Below are 13,807 nucleotides of genomic sequence, written 5' to 3' on the forward strand. Positions count from 1 at the left end.
CTTAAGCTCACTCCTTTTTACAATAAATCTGCTGCTAGTTGAGCTAAATTAGATCGCTCCCCTTTAACAAACTTCACATGACCACTAATACGCTGTTCTTTAAACTTCTCTACAACATATGTTAAGCCATTATTATATTCATCTAAATATGGGTGATCAATTTGCTGAGGATCTCCCATCAATACAATCTTACTCTTTTCCCCTACCCTAGTTAATATCGTCTTCACTTCATGCTTTGTTAAATTTTGTGCTTCGTCAATGATAATGAACTGATCTGGAATACTTCTCCCGCGTATATAAGTAAGGGCCTCTACTTCAATCGAACCCATTCCAGCTAAAATAGCATCTAACTCTCCTGGCTTTTTCGTATTAAATAAATACTCTAGGTTATCAAAAATTGGCTGCATCCATGGTCTTAACTTTTCTTCTTTTTCTCCTGGTAAATAACCGATATCTTTTCCGACTGGAACAATTGGTCTTGCCACAAGTAATTTTTTATATAACCCTAAGTCTTCTGTTTGCATAAGTCCCGAAGCTAACGCAAGTAACGTTTTTCCTGTGCCGGCTTTCCCCGTTAACGTTACAAGCGGAATATCTTCACGAAGCAACAATTCTAATCCCATAATTTGCTGCACGTTTCGTGGTCGTATCCCCCACACTTGTTCATTGTGAAAAATAAGTTTCTTTACCTTCTTACCTAAGTGATCCACAATGCCAAGAGCAGAACTAGAGCCCCCTAATGCATCTTTCATCACTACAAATTGATTTGGATAAAAAGGATGATTCGCAATTTCAGATAGAGGCAATTCACCTTTCTCATAAAAATAATCCAATTGTTCTTTTGATATATATCCTTCTAAAAAACCAGAATATATATTTTCTACTTCAATTACGCGATCACTTAAATAATCTTCAGCCTTCAAACCAATTGCATCAGCTTTTACTCTTACGAGTACATCTTTACTTACTAAAATAACAGACTTCCCGTCCTCTTTTTCCTGTTCTTCTAAAGATAGATTTTTTGCTACAGCTAAAATTCGATTATCATTTGTTTTTTCTACAAAAATATCTTGTAGTTGCACAAATGAACGATGGTTCAATTCAATACGAAATGTTCCGCCGTTTTCTAGCGGGATACTTTCATGCAGCTTTCCTATTTCACGAAATTTATCTATTAACTTAGATACATAACGAGCGTTTCGTCCTACTTCATCCATATAACGTTTTTTCGAATCAACCTCTTCTAATACAACTGCTGGAATCACTACTTCATTGGTTTCAAATGAAAAAATAGATAAAGGATCCTGCAAAAGTACATTCGTATCTAACACATAAATTTTATCCAACCTGTTACCCCCTGACTCCACTTTTAAATTTGTAGAACAAGGGTTTCATCCATAAAATATGGACGAACCATTGTTATAATTATATGTACCGTGTAAACGAGGTAGAATCGAAAATCATAGTCATTAAACCTTTTATTTATTCTTTATTCATTTCTATTCAATATATTACTTTTTATTATAATTATTAACGTTAAATCACAATAACCGATTACAAAAGTGAATAAACAAATTTCCTATTTAGCATCTTTATAATTCTCTTATCCCTACTAACACTTCATTATCCAGCTTTTTCGCTGCCCGAAGATCATATGTTTTTTCATATGTTGGTTCAATTGCAAGTTTCGCTCCATAAAACATAACATCACGCACTTCTTGCACATTTACTTCTATTACAGTTAATTTTAGAGAAATACCTTCCATTCTATCTGTCAAAATTTCACCTGCACCACTTATAGAAAATACGGATTCATTCGCCATTATAGTCAATACCACACCTGTATTATGCTGTATATTTTCCACAATACGTGAACGTTGATCTACTGCAAATCGAATACTAGTTTTACTCACTGCATACACCCAAGAAATAGCACTTACGTTAGGAACTTGTTTTTCGAAATCTGTCGTTGCTATCATAACGATACATTCTTTACGCAACGTTTGTACTAAATCCTCTGTTAAGGTAGGCTCTACTACATTCGCCATATTTTCACCTCCAAACATACTTGGTATATCCTTATCATAACTTATTTTTTGAATTGCGAAAATATTATTTTTTCCCGCTATTATTCAAAAACATTATACTTCCATGATATACTTATACTGATAGAATTCGTATTGAGGTGACGAAATGAGAGTCAAATGTATGATTTGTGATAAAAAAGATATGTTAGATGATGAAAATCCTATGGCAAAAAAACTGCGTAATCGCCCTATTCATACATATATGTGCATGGAATGTTCGGAACGAATTGCAGAGCGTACAATGGAACGTCATGCAAGTGGTAATTTCCGATTATATCGTGATAAAAAAATCGAAGATGATTGGTAAAATGTAAATAAGTCCTTACTCATATAGATAAGGACTTATTTATATTTTTCTGGTTCACGATTCATCTGATCCAAAAAACAATCAATGGCTTCTAACGGAAACCTTGCAGATTTCCGTTCTCCATTCATTTCATATGTAATTAAATACATTTCCTCGTTCTTTTCGACTTCCACATTTCTTAATTTATGTTCTTCATATATCATATTTTGAAATAACAAATATGTTTCTTTTGCAGCACTATCATCTGGACGTGCTTCCGCAACTGTTTTAATTGTTAACCAATTATATAGTGCATCTTGTACTGAACGCATGAAAACTCCCCTTCCTTATCCTGCTTTTTGTTGTTTCGCTTGACGCAAACGCAATCTATAAATTCCAAGTACAATTGCCGCTACAACAAGTCCTTCTCCAACAGGTAAAAACACAGCAAAAAAGGTTAATACTGTGCATCCAATTGCTAATGATATGTATATCACAATATTTTTTAGTACAGACAACTTTCTAGCAAATCCTAAATTATAAACGAGAGCACTTAATATAATAATCGTCCCATAAAGTAACCACATTCCTAACTCTGGATTTTCATCTACCTTACACAATTTTGCAAAAAAAGACATCCTTTCTAACACACTCTTCCCCCCTAGCAGTAAAATGCAATTTTCTTTATACACTTAATACAAGAGTAACTCGCAAAAAAAATACTGTCCACAAAAATGAGTAAATATTCTAAAAAATAAACAAAATAAAAAAACAACGCCCTTTATAAAGGGCGTTGTTTTTTTATTTTTACGCTTCAACAGATTTCTTTTTCTTAGCAGCTCTTTCGCGCTCACTCTTATCAAGAATCTTTTTACGTAGACGAATTGATTCTGGAGTTACTTCACAGAACTCGTCATCGTTTAAGTACTCTAATGATTCTTCTAAAGTCATTAGGCGTGGTTTCTTCATTGTTGAAGTTTGATCTTTCGTCGCAGAACGAATGTTAGTTTGTTGTTTCATTTTCACAACGTTAACTGTTAAGTCGTTCTCACGAGTGTGTTCTCCTACAATCATACCAGCATATACTTCTGTACCTGGTTCAACGAAGATTACACCACGGTCTTCAACTTGCATAATACCGTATTGTGATGCTTTTCCTGTTTCAAGTGAAACTAGAACACCTTGACGACGTCCACCAACTTGTCCAGCGTGTACTGGTTGGTAGCAATCGAATGTATGGTTTAAAATACCGTAACCACGAGTTAATGTTAAGAATTCTGTTGTGTAACCAATTAAACCACGTGCTGGAACCATGAAAGTAAGGCGAACTTGACCGTTTCCGTTATTCACCATATCTAACATTTCACCTTTACGTGCACCCATAGATTCCATAATAGAACCAGTGTATTCTTCAGGTACATCGATTTGTACACGCTCTACAGGCTCACATCTTACGCCATCAACTTCTTTAATGATTACTTCTGGCTTAGATACTTGTAATTCATAACCTTCACGACGCATGTTTTCAATTAAGATAGATAAATGTAGTTCCCCACGTCCAGATACGATCCACGCATCAGGAGAATCTGTATTATCTACACGTAAACTTACATCTGTTTCTAATTGTGAACGAAGACGCTCTTCAATTTTACGAGATGTAATGTATTTACCTTCACGACCTGCAAATGGGCTGTTATTTACAAGGAACGTCATTTGTAGTGTTGGCTCATCAATACGTAATAATGGTAACGCATCTTCATGCTCAACTGGACATACTGTTTCACCAACGTTGATGTCTTCCATACCAGAAACAGCTACTAAGTCACCAGCTTTTGCTTCTTCAATTTCTTGACGTTTTAATCCAATGTAACCAAATAATTTTGTTACACGGAATTGTTTTACACTTCCATCAACTTTCATTAAAGCAACTTGTTGTCCTACTTTCATTGTACCGCGGAATACACGACCAACTCCAATACGTCCAACGTAGTCGTTGTAATCAAGAAGTGCTACTTGGAATTGAAGTGGCTCTTCGCTGTTATCAATTGGTGCTGGAATATGTTCGATAATTGTATCGAATAATGATTTCATATTCTCTTCTTGATTTGCTGGGTTTGAATCTAAGCTTGCTGTTCCGTTCATTGCTGATGCAAATACAACTGGGAACTCTAATTGATCTTCGTTTGCACCAAGCTCAATGAATAAGTCGATTACTTCATCAACTACTTCATCTGGACGAGCGAAGTCACGGTCAATTTTGTTTACAACTACGATTGGAGTTAAGTTTTGCTCAAGAGCTTTCTTTAAAACAAATCGTGTTTGTGGCATACAACCTTCATATGCATCAACAACAAGTAAAACACCATCAACCATTTTCATGATACGTTCTACTTCTCCACCGAAGTCAGCGTGACCAGGTGTATCTAAAATGTTAATTCTTTTATCTTCATAGTGAATCGCTGTATTTTTCGCTAAAATTGTAATACCGCGTTCTCTTTCTAGATCATTTGAATCCATTGCGCGTTCTTCAACGTGTTCGTTCGCACGGAAAGTCCCCGCTTGACGTAATAACTGGTCAACAAGTGTTGTTTTACCATGGTCAACGTGGGCAATAATTGCTATATTACGTAAATCTTGTCGTTTTTTCAACATGTCCAACTCCTAATGTCTTTTTAATCCTTCTCTATTATAAGAGCGAAGGGGATACAATAGCAATTAAAATAAAAGCAAGAATGAAAATATAGTTGTATTCTTACTTTTGTGAAAGTAAAATGAGATTGGAGGGTGAAGAAATGGAACACATTCAATATCGCTTTTTATTAACTGCAATTATCGGTGTTATTTTCTTAATCGGTATCGGCATTATGATTGCTGAAAATAGTCCAATCGGTATTATTATTTGCATTATCGGCACATTTGTTACAGTTGGATACGGTTTTGTAACAAAAAGAAAAATGCGCAAATCACAATAACGCTAAAAAGTAAGAAGCTTATACACAGCCTCTTACTTTTTTTGTTGCTCTCATATAAACGATAACACTTCTTCATACACTCCTGGTTTTGCAACTAACACACTGCTCTTCTCTATGATAGAAAGTGGCGCTCCAGAGAATGTCGTCACCTTACCTCCAACTTCTTCTACAATTATCTGTCCTCCGCCAAAATCCCATGGTGATAATCTCGGCGTTACATATGCATCTATTCTTCCTGTTGCAACGTATACCATCTCTAACGCTGCACAGCCATATGATCTTGTGCCCCTTGCTTTCTTAACAAGTGCCATCATACTTTCCATATTAAGCAATGGATTATCTGTAAGCCATATCGCATTTAAAGCTACAATACCTTGCTCTACAGTTCCTTTTTTCAATGGAGGAATTGATATATCATTACAAAAAGCTCCAGATCCCTTGACTGCATGATATAGTTCATCATGCACTGGATCATATATAAGTCCAATCTTTCCGATACCGTTCTCATAAATCCCAATTGAAATCGCAAAATTTCTTTTTTGATGAACAAAGTTCATCGTGCCGTCAATTGGATCAATTAACCAAACAACCCCGTCAGAAGACGTTATCTCGTCTCCATAACCCTCTTCTCCTAAAATATTATGATTCGGGAATGTTTCTTTAATTTTCCCAATTAAAAACTGTTCTATCTCTCGGTCCATATTTGTAACTAAGTCAGCTGCATTTGATTTTGTTTCTATAATAAGTGCTTTTTTCATTGATGCCATTAAATGCTCTCCTGCATCCCGAATCCACCGTTTGGCGTGTGCATCAATGTCTTTCCATACTTCTTGCATGTTTAAACACTCCGATCTATACTGTTCACAGAAAAAACGAACCCTTTATAAGGTTCGCACCAACTAATTTTTTATACATATACTATTATTACGCTTCTAAACGAATCATTTCAAGTCTTAACACTTCTAACTTTTGTACACACTCTTCTTTTTTCTGTTTATCATCTTCCATCATCGCATCATATAAAGTTGCTAATTCATAATCTAGCTCCAAACGTAGCACCGGTATTCTCTTTTCAGCATCTGTTCTCTTTAACGCATTAATCACCTGTCTCATATTATTTGCCTCCTCCCAATATTCGTCTGCCCTCGGACTAGAATTAATTCAATTTTCTGATTTTTTGTTTTATACTATACTATGTTGGATAAATCATCTATGCAACAAAATTATATTTTTTTATTTAAATTTTTTTGTGCTGTTTTTTTTATGAATAGTACAAGCTATGCTAAAATAAAAGCAAAATAGGAGTTGGAGGAACAATCATGACAATACAAACATTCAAGTCAACTGATTTTGATGTCTTTACAGTTGATGGTCTCGAAGAACGAATGAGTGCAATTAAAACGAACATTCATCCTAAGCTAGAAGCTTTAGGGGAACAATTTGCAGAATACTTATCCAAACAAACTGATGAGAACTTTTTTTATCATGTTGCAAAACACGCACGCCGCAAAGTCAATCCACCAAACGATACTTGGGTTGCTTTTTCAACAAATAAACGAGGATATAAAATGCTACCGCATTTCCAAATCGGCTTATGGGGTACTCATGCCTTCATATACTTTGGTTTAATCTATGAGTGTCCACAAAAAGTTGAGACGGCTCATGCCTTCTTAGAACATTTAAATGATTTAAAAACAAATATTCCAAATGACTTCGTTTGGTCCATTGACCATACTAAACCAAGTGTGAAATTACATAAAACACTTGAAACCGAAGACTTACAAAAGATGATTGAACGATTAGCTACTGTAAAAAAGGCAGAATTATTAGTTGGTATTCATATATCACCAGAGGAGTTTTCAGCAATGACCAACGAACAATTCCTTGCTAAGATTGAATCTACGATGCAATCACTCCTTCCTTTATATGCACTTTGTAATCGATAGTAGAAAACGGACAATTTATATTGTCCGTTTTTAGTTGTTATCACATTATATCACTTCAGTTTTTATTTTTCAAAATATTTTTTACATTTTTACAAGCTTTTGTTCTTCGACTTCTTTTGCCCTTTGAATAGCACGATATATAGAGTATCCACTTACTTCTTCAAATTCTTTATCAATTTTCTTTTCTTCTGCTTTCGATGGAACAATCTCTTTAAAACGACGATATAAACCCATTAATTCTTCTCTTATAATCCCTTTTTCATAAGCTTTCTCAATCGCTTCATAAAACTTAACAATTTTAACCATTTCCTCATTTGACCAATCATAATCTAACGGATATTGATATTCCATTTCGCACCTCATTTATCATTTCTTCTTGTTTCATTATGCTATCTTAAAGAGAATATTTTATTCTTCATTATAGCCACTCTGCATTATACACTATTTATTCATTTTAATGGAATTGTCTTCCTCTATTCATTAGTTGAGGCTAACTATTAAACATACTCACCTTAAAAACATTTTTTTCTATACATCTATAATTATTGGTGATATAATGCTTTTGTTTTATAGAAAATAAAGTGAAGCTACCATCTCAAAAACGATTTTTTGAATGGCAGAAAAACAAGCCTTATTCTAAAAAAGACTAAACTTTTTTAGAGCAGGATTATATAAAACAAATTACACTAAATATTATGAAGAAGAAGGGGTGTATAGATTGTCCCAATACGAAACACCATTGTTTACCGCTTTAGTTGAGCACAGTAAGCGAAATCCAATTCAATTCCATATTCCTGGTCATAAAAAAGGACAGGGCATGGATCCTACATTTCGCGAATTTATTGGGCATAATGCATTAGCAATTGATTTAATTAATATTGCGCCACTCGATGATTTACATCATCCCAAAGGTATGATTAAAGAAGCACAGGATTTAGCAGCCGCTGCATTCGGTGCAGATCATACTTTCTTTTCTATTCAAGGTACAAGTGGTGCTATTATGACAATGGTGATGAGCGTTTGCGGTCCTGGTGACAAAATCCTAGTACCACGAAACGTGCATAAGTCAGTAATGTCAGCTATTATTTTCTCAGGCGCAAAACCGATTTTCATGCATCCTGAAATCGATCCGAAGCTCGGTATTTCTCATGGAATCACAATTCAATCTGTCAAAAAAGCACTTGAAGAGCACTCAGATGCAAAGGGCTTACTTGTTATTAACCCAACGTACTTTGGGTTTGCTGCAGACTTAGAACAGATTGTACAATTATCACATTCTTATGACATCCCTGTACTAGTCGACGAGGCTCATGGTGTTCATATTCATTTTCACGATGAATTACCCATGTCAGCGATGCAAGCTGGTGCAGATATGGCAGCAACAAGTGTTCACAAATTAGGAGGCTCTTTAACTCAAAGTTCTATTCTTAATGTGAAAGAAGGCTTAGTGAATGTAAAGCATGTCCAATCTATTATTAGCATGCTTACGACTACATCAACTTCTTACATCTTGTTAGCATCCCTTGATGTTGCGAGAAAACGTCTTGCTACAGAAGGAACAGCACTCATAGAACAAACAATACAATTAGCTGAACATGTTCGTGATGCTATAAATTCTATTGAGCATCTTTACTGTCCTGGAAAAGAAATGTTAGGTACAGATGCTACCTTTAACTATGATCCTACAAAGATAATTGTATCTGTAAAAGATTTAGGTATTACCGGCCACCAAGCTGAAGTATGGCTTAGAGAGCAATATAACATTGAAGTAGAACTCTCAGATTTATACAACATACTATGTCTTATCACTTTGGGAGATACAGAAAGTGATACAAATACACTTATTGCAGCTTTACACGATTTAGCAGCAACATTTAGAAATAGGGCAGATAAAGGTGTTCAAGTACAAGTAGAGATTCCAGAAATTCCAGTGCTAGCACTTTCTCCTCGAGATGCTTTTTATTCGGAAACAGAAGTCATTCCATTTGAAAATGCAGCGGGTCGTATTATAGCTGATTTTGTTATGGTTTATCCGCCAGGGATTCCAATCTTTACTCCGGGGGAAATTATTACACAAGAAAACTTAGAGTATATTCGTAAAAACTTAGAAGCAGGTTTACCTGTACAAGGTCCTGAAGATATGACATTACAAACATTACGTGTTATTAAAGAGTACAAGCCTATCAGTTGATAGGCTTTTTTTTTCACCTTTTTTCCTTTTCTTCATACGATACTTAAGAATGTAACGTATAGGTGGGGATACTATTATGATTGTAATAGGCCGTTCTATTGTACATCCTTATATTACAAATGAATATGAGCCATTTGCAGCAGAGAAACAACAAATTTTATCAATAATGGCAGGAAATCAAGAAGTTTATTCCTTCCGAACAGCTGATGAACTCAGCTTTGATCTCAATTTACGAGTTAATATTATTATCTCTGCACTAGAGCTTTTTCAAAGTGGATTTCAGTTTCGTACATTTCAACAATCCTTTTGCAACCCCCAGTATTGGAAAAGAACGTCTCTTGGAGGATTCGAGCTTCTTCCAAACATACCACCTTCTATTGCCATACAGGATATTTTCAAAAACGGAAAACTATATGGAACTGAATGCGCAACCGCTATGATCATTATTTTTTATAAAGCTTTACTATCATTGTATGAGGAAGAAACTTTCAATCGTCTATTTGCAAACCTTTTACTTTATACATGGGACTACGATCAAGATCTAAGGCTCATAACAAAAAACGGTGGCGATCTTGTTCCAGGTGACCTCGTTTACTTTAAAAACCCACAAGTGAATCCAGCTACGATTGAGTGGCAAGGAGAAAACACAATCTATTTAGGAAATTTCTTTTTTTACGGACATGGCGTGGGTGTAAAAACAAAAGAAGAAATTATTTATTCATTAAATGAACGAAGAGTCCCTTACGCTTTTATTTCAGCTTTCTTGACTGATACTATTACCCGTATCGATAGCCGTATAATGAGCCAATACGCTTCTTCTAGTACACCACAGACATCCATAAGTTTTATTCCAATTAGAGATGATGCAATCGTTGCAACAGTTGGTCATACAACTACAATTTATTAAAAAAGCGCCTACACATGTAGGCGCTTTTTCTTATTATTAAGCTTTTGTATGTTCTTTATGGTCACATTCGCAATGAGATCCACATTTCCCGTATAGTACTGTTGATTTTTCATCTTCAAAATGTCCAATTGTTCCTTCACATACTTGGCATACGATTGTTCCCATTTTCATTTCCCCCTGAGTTTTAATAGTAATCTATTTATTTATCATTAAGCTTTCGCATTATCTTTTCTAGCACAGTCACAATTTGTTCCACATTTTCCGTAAAGTACCGTCGTTTTCTCATCTTCAAAATGTCCGATTGTTCCTTCACATACTTGGCATACGATTGTTCCCATTTTTCATTTCCCCCTAAGTTTATGGTCCTAAAAACTTTTAGCTGTCCATTTCCTATCAATTATTGGGCTTTTGTATGCTCTGTGTGATCACATCCGCAAGATCCACATTTCCCGTAAAGTACCGTTACTTTCTCATCTTCGAAGTGTGCAATTGTACCTTCACAATCTTGACATACGATTGTTCCCATTTTTCATTTCCCCCTAAGTTTATAATCCCAAAAACTTTTTGTAACCGCTTAACTTTCTGTCTTCATTTTAATATGTTATACTTTTTACGTCAATAGGTTTTCAGTATAACACATTAAATATTTTTAATTTAAATTAGTATGCGATATTCAAATAAAAAACAGCCATATTTATAAGTACGACTGTTTCAAAATAATTATTCTTCATATTCCGCATGTAAAGAAGTTGACGGAACTAGAAATTTGAAAAACTGAGCTAACTCCTTTGCTTCCTCTTCTGATCCTAATTTAAAAATCTCCTGTATATATTGAATATTCTCTACATCATCTCGTCCGAGTAAAGTAGACCTTCCTGTTTGCATACAAACAATAAGCGGCTTTCCAAAAAACATATTTGTATAAATAACACCAAAATCATAACGTGTATCATGTGTCATAAACCCTAAAAATCGTACCTTCACACTTTCATGCTCATCATACAATTTTTCAAACATTGGTTTCCACCTTTCTACATCACGTTTCATTAATAGTATATTAAACAAAACATGTCATACTCCTTTTAATTGTCAAAAAATTCAGTAGGATGTAGAATGATAGTATTCTACTAAGTTAGGGGGAACTTATATGCAACACGCCTTTATTACGCTTGTACCGAAATCCAACCAACAATCAGTTTCAATAGATGATATAAAACAACTTTTTCATTATTATAAAATAGTTACTTCTAAAACTGGTGCCCAAATTAATTACACGTATACAAATACCGCTTTTCCTTATGAAATTTTAGATACATCTACAACAACATTAAAACTTCAATCCACTCACGACCGGTATGACTCAATTTATATTGGTGTTGGTATAGAAAATGAACAATCTTTCATCCAAGTTTCTTTACCACCTAATGCAACATTTGGTGACAAAGGGAAAGCAAATGAATTTTGCCGTTTTTTAGCGAAGAAATTAGAAGGAGAGTTACAATTATTTAATGGAAGAACAATGTATTTTTATAAACGCTAATTTAAAAAATAGATAATATGATTAAAAATAATATACAATTCGAACATGTAAGAAATAAAGCTTGCTTTCTTACGTGCAATACAAAATATGCTATTACATAGGCTAAATATAGAAATACGAAAAAAAGAATAACTTTATAATGAAACTTATCACCATTCGATAATGTTAATACAGTGGAAAAGCCACTCCATAGTAGTAAATGATAAAATATAACATGTAATATTTTCATGGAACCTTCTCCTTTGACATGCTCTATTTTATTAATATATGGGGTTAAGTTTGAATCAATTACATATTATAGGATGATATATATTACCTTTGAAGTAAGTTAAGCCGGAATCATTTGTTAAAGTATTATATATTCATTCGACAAGTACGTTTAAAGACCTTGCAAGTCATTTGATGAAAATAAAAATAGCCCCTCTCTTACAATAAGAGAAGGGCTATTTACATTACTTAAATTATTTTACAATGTGAATTGGCATTCCAAGAGCAACTTCAGCTGCTTCCATTGTGATTTCACCTAATGTTGGGTGAGCATGGATTGTTTGAGCGATATCTTCAGCTGTCATTCCAGCTTCGATAGCTAAACCAATCTCAGAAATAATATCAGAAGCACCTGCACCTGCAACTTGAGCACCTACAAGAAGACCATCTTCTTTACGTGTTACAAGTTGTAGGAAACCGTCAGTGCTGTTTAATGATAATGCACGACCGTTAGCAGCGAATGGGAACTTAGATACAGTTACAGTCATTCCAGCTTCTTCAGCTTGTTTTTTAGTGTAACCAACAGATGCTAGTTCTGGATCAGTGAAGCATACTGCAGGAATTCCGATGTAATCGATAGCTGATGCATGGCCACTAATTGCTTCTACAGCTACTTTACCTTCGTAAGAAGCTTTGTGAGCTAATGGTGGTCCAGGAACGATATCACCGATTGCATAGATGTTTGGTACATTTGTACGACATTGCTCATCGATTTCGATGATGCCGCGGTCAGTCATTTTAACTCCAACTTGCTCAAGACCGATCTCTTGAGTGTTTGGACGACGACCTACAGTTACTAATACGTAATCTGCTTCTACAGTTTGGATTTCACCTTTAACTTCAAAGCTAACTTTTACGCCAGTTTCTGTTTCTTCAACGCCTTTAGCCATAGCTTTTGTATGGATATTTACGTTACCTTTTTTCTGTAGAGCACGTTTAACAACAGAGCTCATAGCTTTTTCGAAACCAGCTAAGATTTCGTCGCCAGCTTCTACTACAGTAACTTCTGTACCGAAGTTAGCATATGCAGTACCTAATTCCATACCGATGTAACCGCCGCCGATTACAACAAGTTTTTTAGGAATTTCAGGTAAGCTTAAAGCACCTGTAGAGTTGATAACACGTTTAGAGTATTTGAATCCTGGAATTTCGATTGGTGTAGAACCAGTTGCAAGAACAGCATTTTTAAACGTATAAGTTTGAGCTGCATCTTCAGTCATAACGCGTAATGTATTAGCATCTACGAAGTAAGCTTCACCGCGAATGATTTCAACTTTGTTACCTTTAAGAAGGCCTTCAACACCGCCAGTTAATTTCTTAACTACGCCGTTTTTCCATTCTTGAACTTTTGTAAAGTCAACTTTTACGTTTTCTGCAGTAATACCCATGTCATCAGAATGCATTGCATTCTCATAACGATGACCTGCATTGATTAACGCTTTTGAAGGAATACATCCAACGTTTAAGCATACGCCACCAAGGTTAGCTTTTTCAATGATTGCTACCTTTTGACCTAATTGTGCTGCACGAATTGCCGCAACGTATCCACCAGGACCTGCACCAACAACGACTGTATCTAATTCAATTGGGAAATCTCCTACTACCATTGTT

The 13,807-nt window shown here is 35.0% G+C and carries 20 protein-coding genes; 6 read left to right on the forward strand and 14 right to left on the reverse strand.

Annotated features, from left to right (window positions below):
- Window positions 1-17: 17 nt before the first annotated feature.
- Both EBQ15_RS00280 and EBQ15_RS00285 read right to left on the reverse strand, forming a co-directional pair.
- On the reverse strand, window positions 18-1,346 hold the full coding sequence (locus EBQ15_RS00280; RefSeq protein WP_000358083.1) for a PhoH family protein: 1,329 nt from the start codon (window positions 1,344-1,346) through the stop codon (window positions 18-20).
- A gap of 246 nt (window positions 1,347-1,592) precedes the next feature.
- Window positions 1,593-2,048 (reverse strand): pyridoxamine 5'-phosphate oxidase family protein, encoded by a 456-nt coding sequence (locus EBQ15_RS00285; RefSeq protein ID WP_000024595.1) that lies wholly within the window; start codon window positions 2,046-2,048, stop codon window positions 1,593-1,595.
- Between the two features lie 145 nt (window positions 2,049-2,193).
- Between EBQ15_RS00285 and EBQ15_RS00290 the strand changes: the two genes are divergently transcribed.
- Window positions 2,194-2,394: a YlaI family protein gene (locus EBQ15_RS00290; protein WP_002082250.1), complete on the forward strand. Its 201-nt coding sequence runs from the start codon at window positions 2,194-2,196 to the stop codon at window positions 2,392-2,394.
- A gap of 35 nt (window positions 2,395-2,429) precedes the next feature.
- Here the strand turns inward: EBQ15_RS00290 and EBQ15_RS00295 are convergent, their stop codons facing one another.
- From EBQ15_RS00295 to typA, 3 genes are all read right to left on the reverse strand, one after another.
- Window positions 2,430-2,705, reverse strand: a complete 276-nt coding sequence (locus EBQ15_RS00295) for a hypothetical protein (RefSeq protein WP_001258147.1) — start codon at window positions 2,703-2,705, stop codon at window positions 2,430-2,432.
- A 15-nt stretch (window positions 2,706-2,720) separates the two neighbouring features.
- Complete coding sequence (locus tag EBQ15_RS00300; protein WP_000893662.1) at window positions 2,721-3,023, reverse strand: YlaH-like family protein; 303 nt, start codon at window positions 3,021-3,023, stop codon at window positions 2,721-2,723.
- A gap of 157 nt (window positions 3,024-3,180) precedes the next feature.
- Entirely contained in the window at window positions 3,181-5,025 is a 1,845-nt protein-coding gene (gene typA / locus EBQ15_RS00305) for a translational GTPase TypA (protein ID WP_000914759.1), read from the reverse strand.
- A 140-nt stretch (window positions 5,026-5,165) separates the two neighbouring features.
- On the opposite strand from typA, the gene EBQ15_RS00310 reads away from it, so the two are divergent.
- Window positions 5,166-5,345: a DUF5325 family protein gene (locus tag EBQ15_RS00310; protein ID WP_000400127.1), complete on the forward strand. Its 180-nt coding sequence runs from the start codon at window positions 5,166-5,168 to the stop codon at window positions 5,343-5,345.
- A gap of 50 nt (window positions 5,346-5,395) precedes the next feature.
- On the opposite strand, the gene EBQ15_RS00315 is transcribed toward EBQ15_RS00310, so the two are convergent.
- On the reverse strand, window positions 5,396-6,181 hold the full coding sequence (locus tag EBQ15_RS00315) for an inositol monophosphatase family protein (RefSeq protein WP_001158703.1): 786 nt from the start codon (window positions 6,179-6,181) through the stop codon (window positions 5,396-5,398).
- 88 nt (window positions 6,182-6,269) lie between these two features.
- Window positions 6,270-6,458 (reverse strand): hypothetical protein, encoded by a 189-nt coding sequence (locus EBQ15_RS00320; RefSeq protein ID WP_001250164.1) that lies wholly within the window; start codon window positions 6,456-6,458, stop codon window positions 6,270-6,272.
- 206 nt (window positions 6,459-6,664) lie between these two features.
- On the opposite strand from EBQ15_RS00320, the gene EBQ15_RS00325 reads away from it, so the two are divergent.
- A complete protein-coding gene (locus tag EBQ15_RS00325; protein WP_000155317.1) occupies window positions 6,665-7,291 on the forward strand; it encodes a YktB family protein in 627 nt (208 codons plus the stop codon).
- An 81-nt stretch (window positions 7,292-7,372) separates the two neighbouring features.
- Here the strand turns inward: EBQ15_RS00325 and EBQ15_RS00330 are convergent, their stop codons facing one another.
- The gene (locus EBQ15_RS00330; protein WP_000456547.1) at window positions 7,373-7,642 is read right to left on the reverse strand and encodes a UPF0223 family protein; all 270 of its coding nucleotides are present in this window, start codon (window positions 7,640-7,642) and stop codon (window positions 7,373-7,375) included.
- Window positions 7,643-8,009: 367 nt separating this feature from the next.
- On the opposite strand from EBQ15_RS00330, the gene speA reads away from it, so the two are divergent.
- Window positions 8,010-9,482, forward strand: a complete 1,473-nt coding sequence (gene speA / locus EBQ15_RS00335) for an arginine decarboxylase (protein ID WP_000084905.1) — start codon at window positions 8,010-8,012, stop codon at window positions 9,480-9,482.
- A 76-nt stretch (window positions 9,483-9,558) separates the two neighbouring features.
- The gene (locus tag EBQ15_RS00340) at window positions 9,559-10,389 is read left to right on the forward strand and encodes a protein-glutamine gamma-glutamyltransferase (protein ID WP_000635337.1); all 831 of its coding nucleotides are present in this window, start codon (window positions 9,559-9,561) and stop codon (window positions 10,387-10,389) included.
- A gap of 36 nt (window positions 10,390-10,425) precedes the next feature.
- Here the strand turns inward: EBQ15_RS00340 and EBQ15_RS00345 are convergent, their stop codons facing one another.
- From EBQ15_RS00345 to EBQ15_RS00360, 4 genes are all read right to left on the reverse strand, one after another.
- On the reverse strand, window positions 10,426-10,554 hold the full coding sequence (locus EBQ15_RS00345) for a GapA-binding peptide SR1P (RefSeq protein WP_000536796.1): 129 nt from the start codon (window positions 10,552-10,554) through the stop codon (window positions 10,426-10,428).
- A 44-nt stretch (window positions 10,555-10,598) separates the two neighbouring features.
- Window positions 10,599-10,727 (reverse strand): GapA-binding peptide SR1P, encoded by a 129-nt coding sequence (locus EBQ15_RS00350; protein ID WP_000536803.1) that lies wholly within the window; start codon window positions 10,725-10,727, stop codon window positions 10,599-10,601.
- Between the two features lie 59 nt (window positions 10,728-10,786).
- On the reverse strand, window positions 10,787-10,915 hold the full coding sequence (locus EBQ15_RS00355; RefSeq protein WP_000536778.1) for a GapA-binding peptide SR1P: 129 nt from the start codon (window positions 10,913-10,915) through the stop codon (window positions 10,787-10,789).
- A 194-nt stretch (window positions 10,916-11,109) separates the two neighbouring features.
- A complete protein-coding gene (locus EBQ15_RS00360; RefSeq protein WP_033683945.1) occupies window positions 11,110-11,406 on the reverse strand; it encodes a DUF3055 domain-containing protein in 297 nt (98 codons plus the stop codon).
- Window positions 11,407-11,536: 130 nt separating this feature from the next.
- Between EBQ15_RS00360 and EBQ15_RS00365 the strand changes: the two genes are divergently transcribed.
- Entirely contained in the window at window positions 11,537-11,929 is a 393-nt protein-coding gene (locus tag EBQ15_RS00365) for a DUF1885 family protein (RefSeq protein WP_001163292.1), read from the forward strand.
- A gap of 1 nt (window position 11,930) precedes the next feature.
- On the opposite strand, the gene EBQ15_RS00370 is transcribed toward EBQ15_RS00365, so the two are convergent.
- Together EBQ15_RS00370 and lpdA are read right to left on the reverse strand one after the other, a co-directional pair.
- Complete coding sequence (locus EBQ15_RS00370; RefSeq protein WP_000697469.1) at window positions 11,931-12,158, reverse strand: hypothetical protein; 228 nt, start codon at window positions 12,156-12,158, stop codon at window positions 11,931-11,933.
- 232 nt (window positions 12,159-12,390) lie between these two features.
- Window positions 12,391-13,803: a dihydrolipoyl dehydrogenase gene (gene lpdA / locus EBQ15_RS00375; RefSeq protein WP_000260104.1), complete on the reverse strand. Its 1,413-nt coding sequence runs from the start codon at window positions 13,801-13,803 to the stop codon at window positions 12,391-12,393.
- Window positions 13,804-13,807: the final 4 nt, after the last annotated feature.

This window comes from Bacillus sp. 2D03 (genome assembly GCF_003946765.1).
GTDB classification, from domain to species: domain Bacteria; phylum Bacillota; class Bacilli; order Bacillales; family Bacillaceae_G; genus Bacillus_A; species Bacillus_A cereus.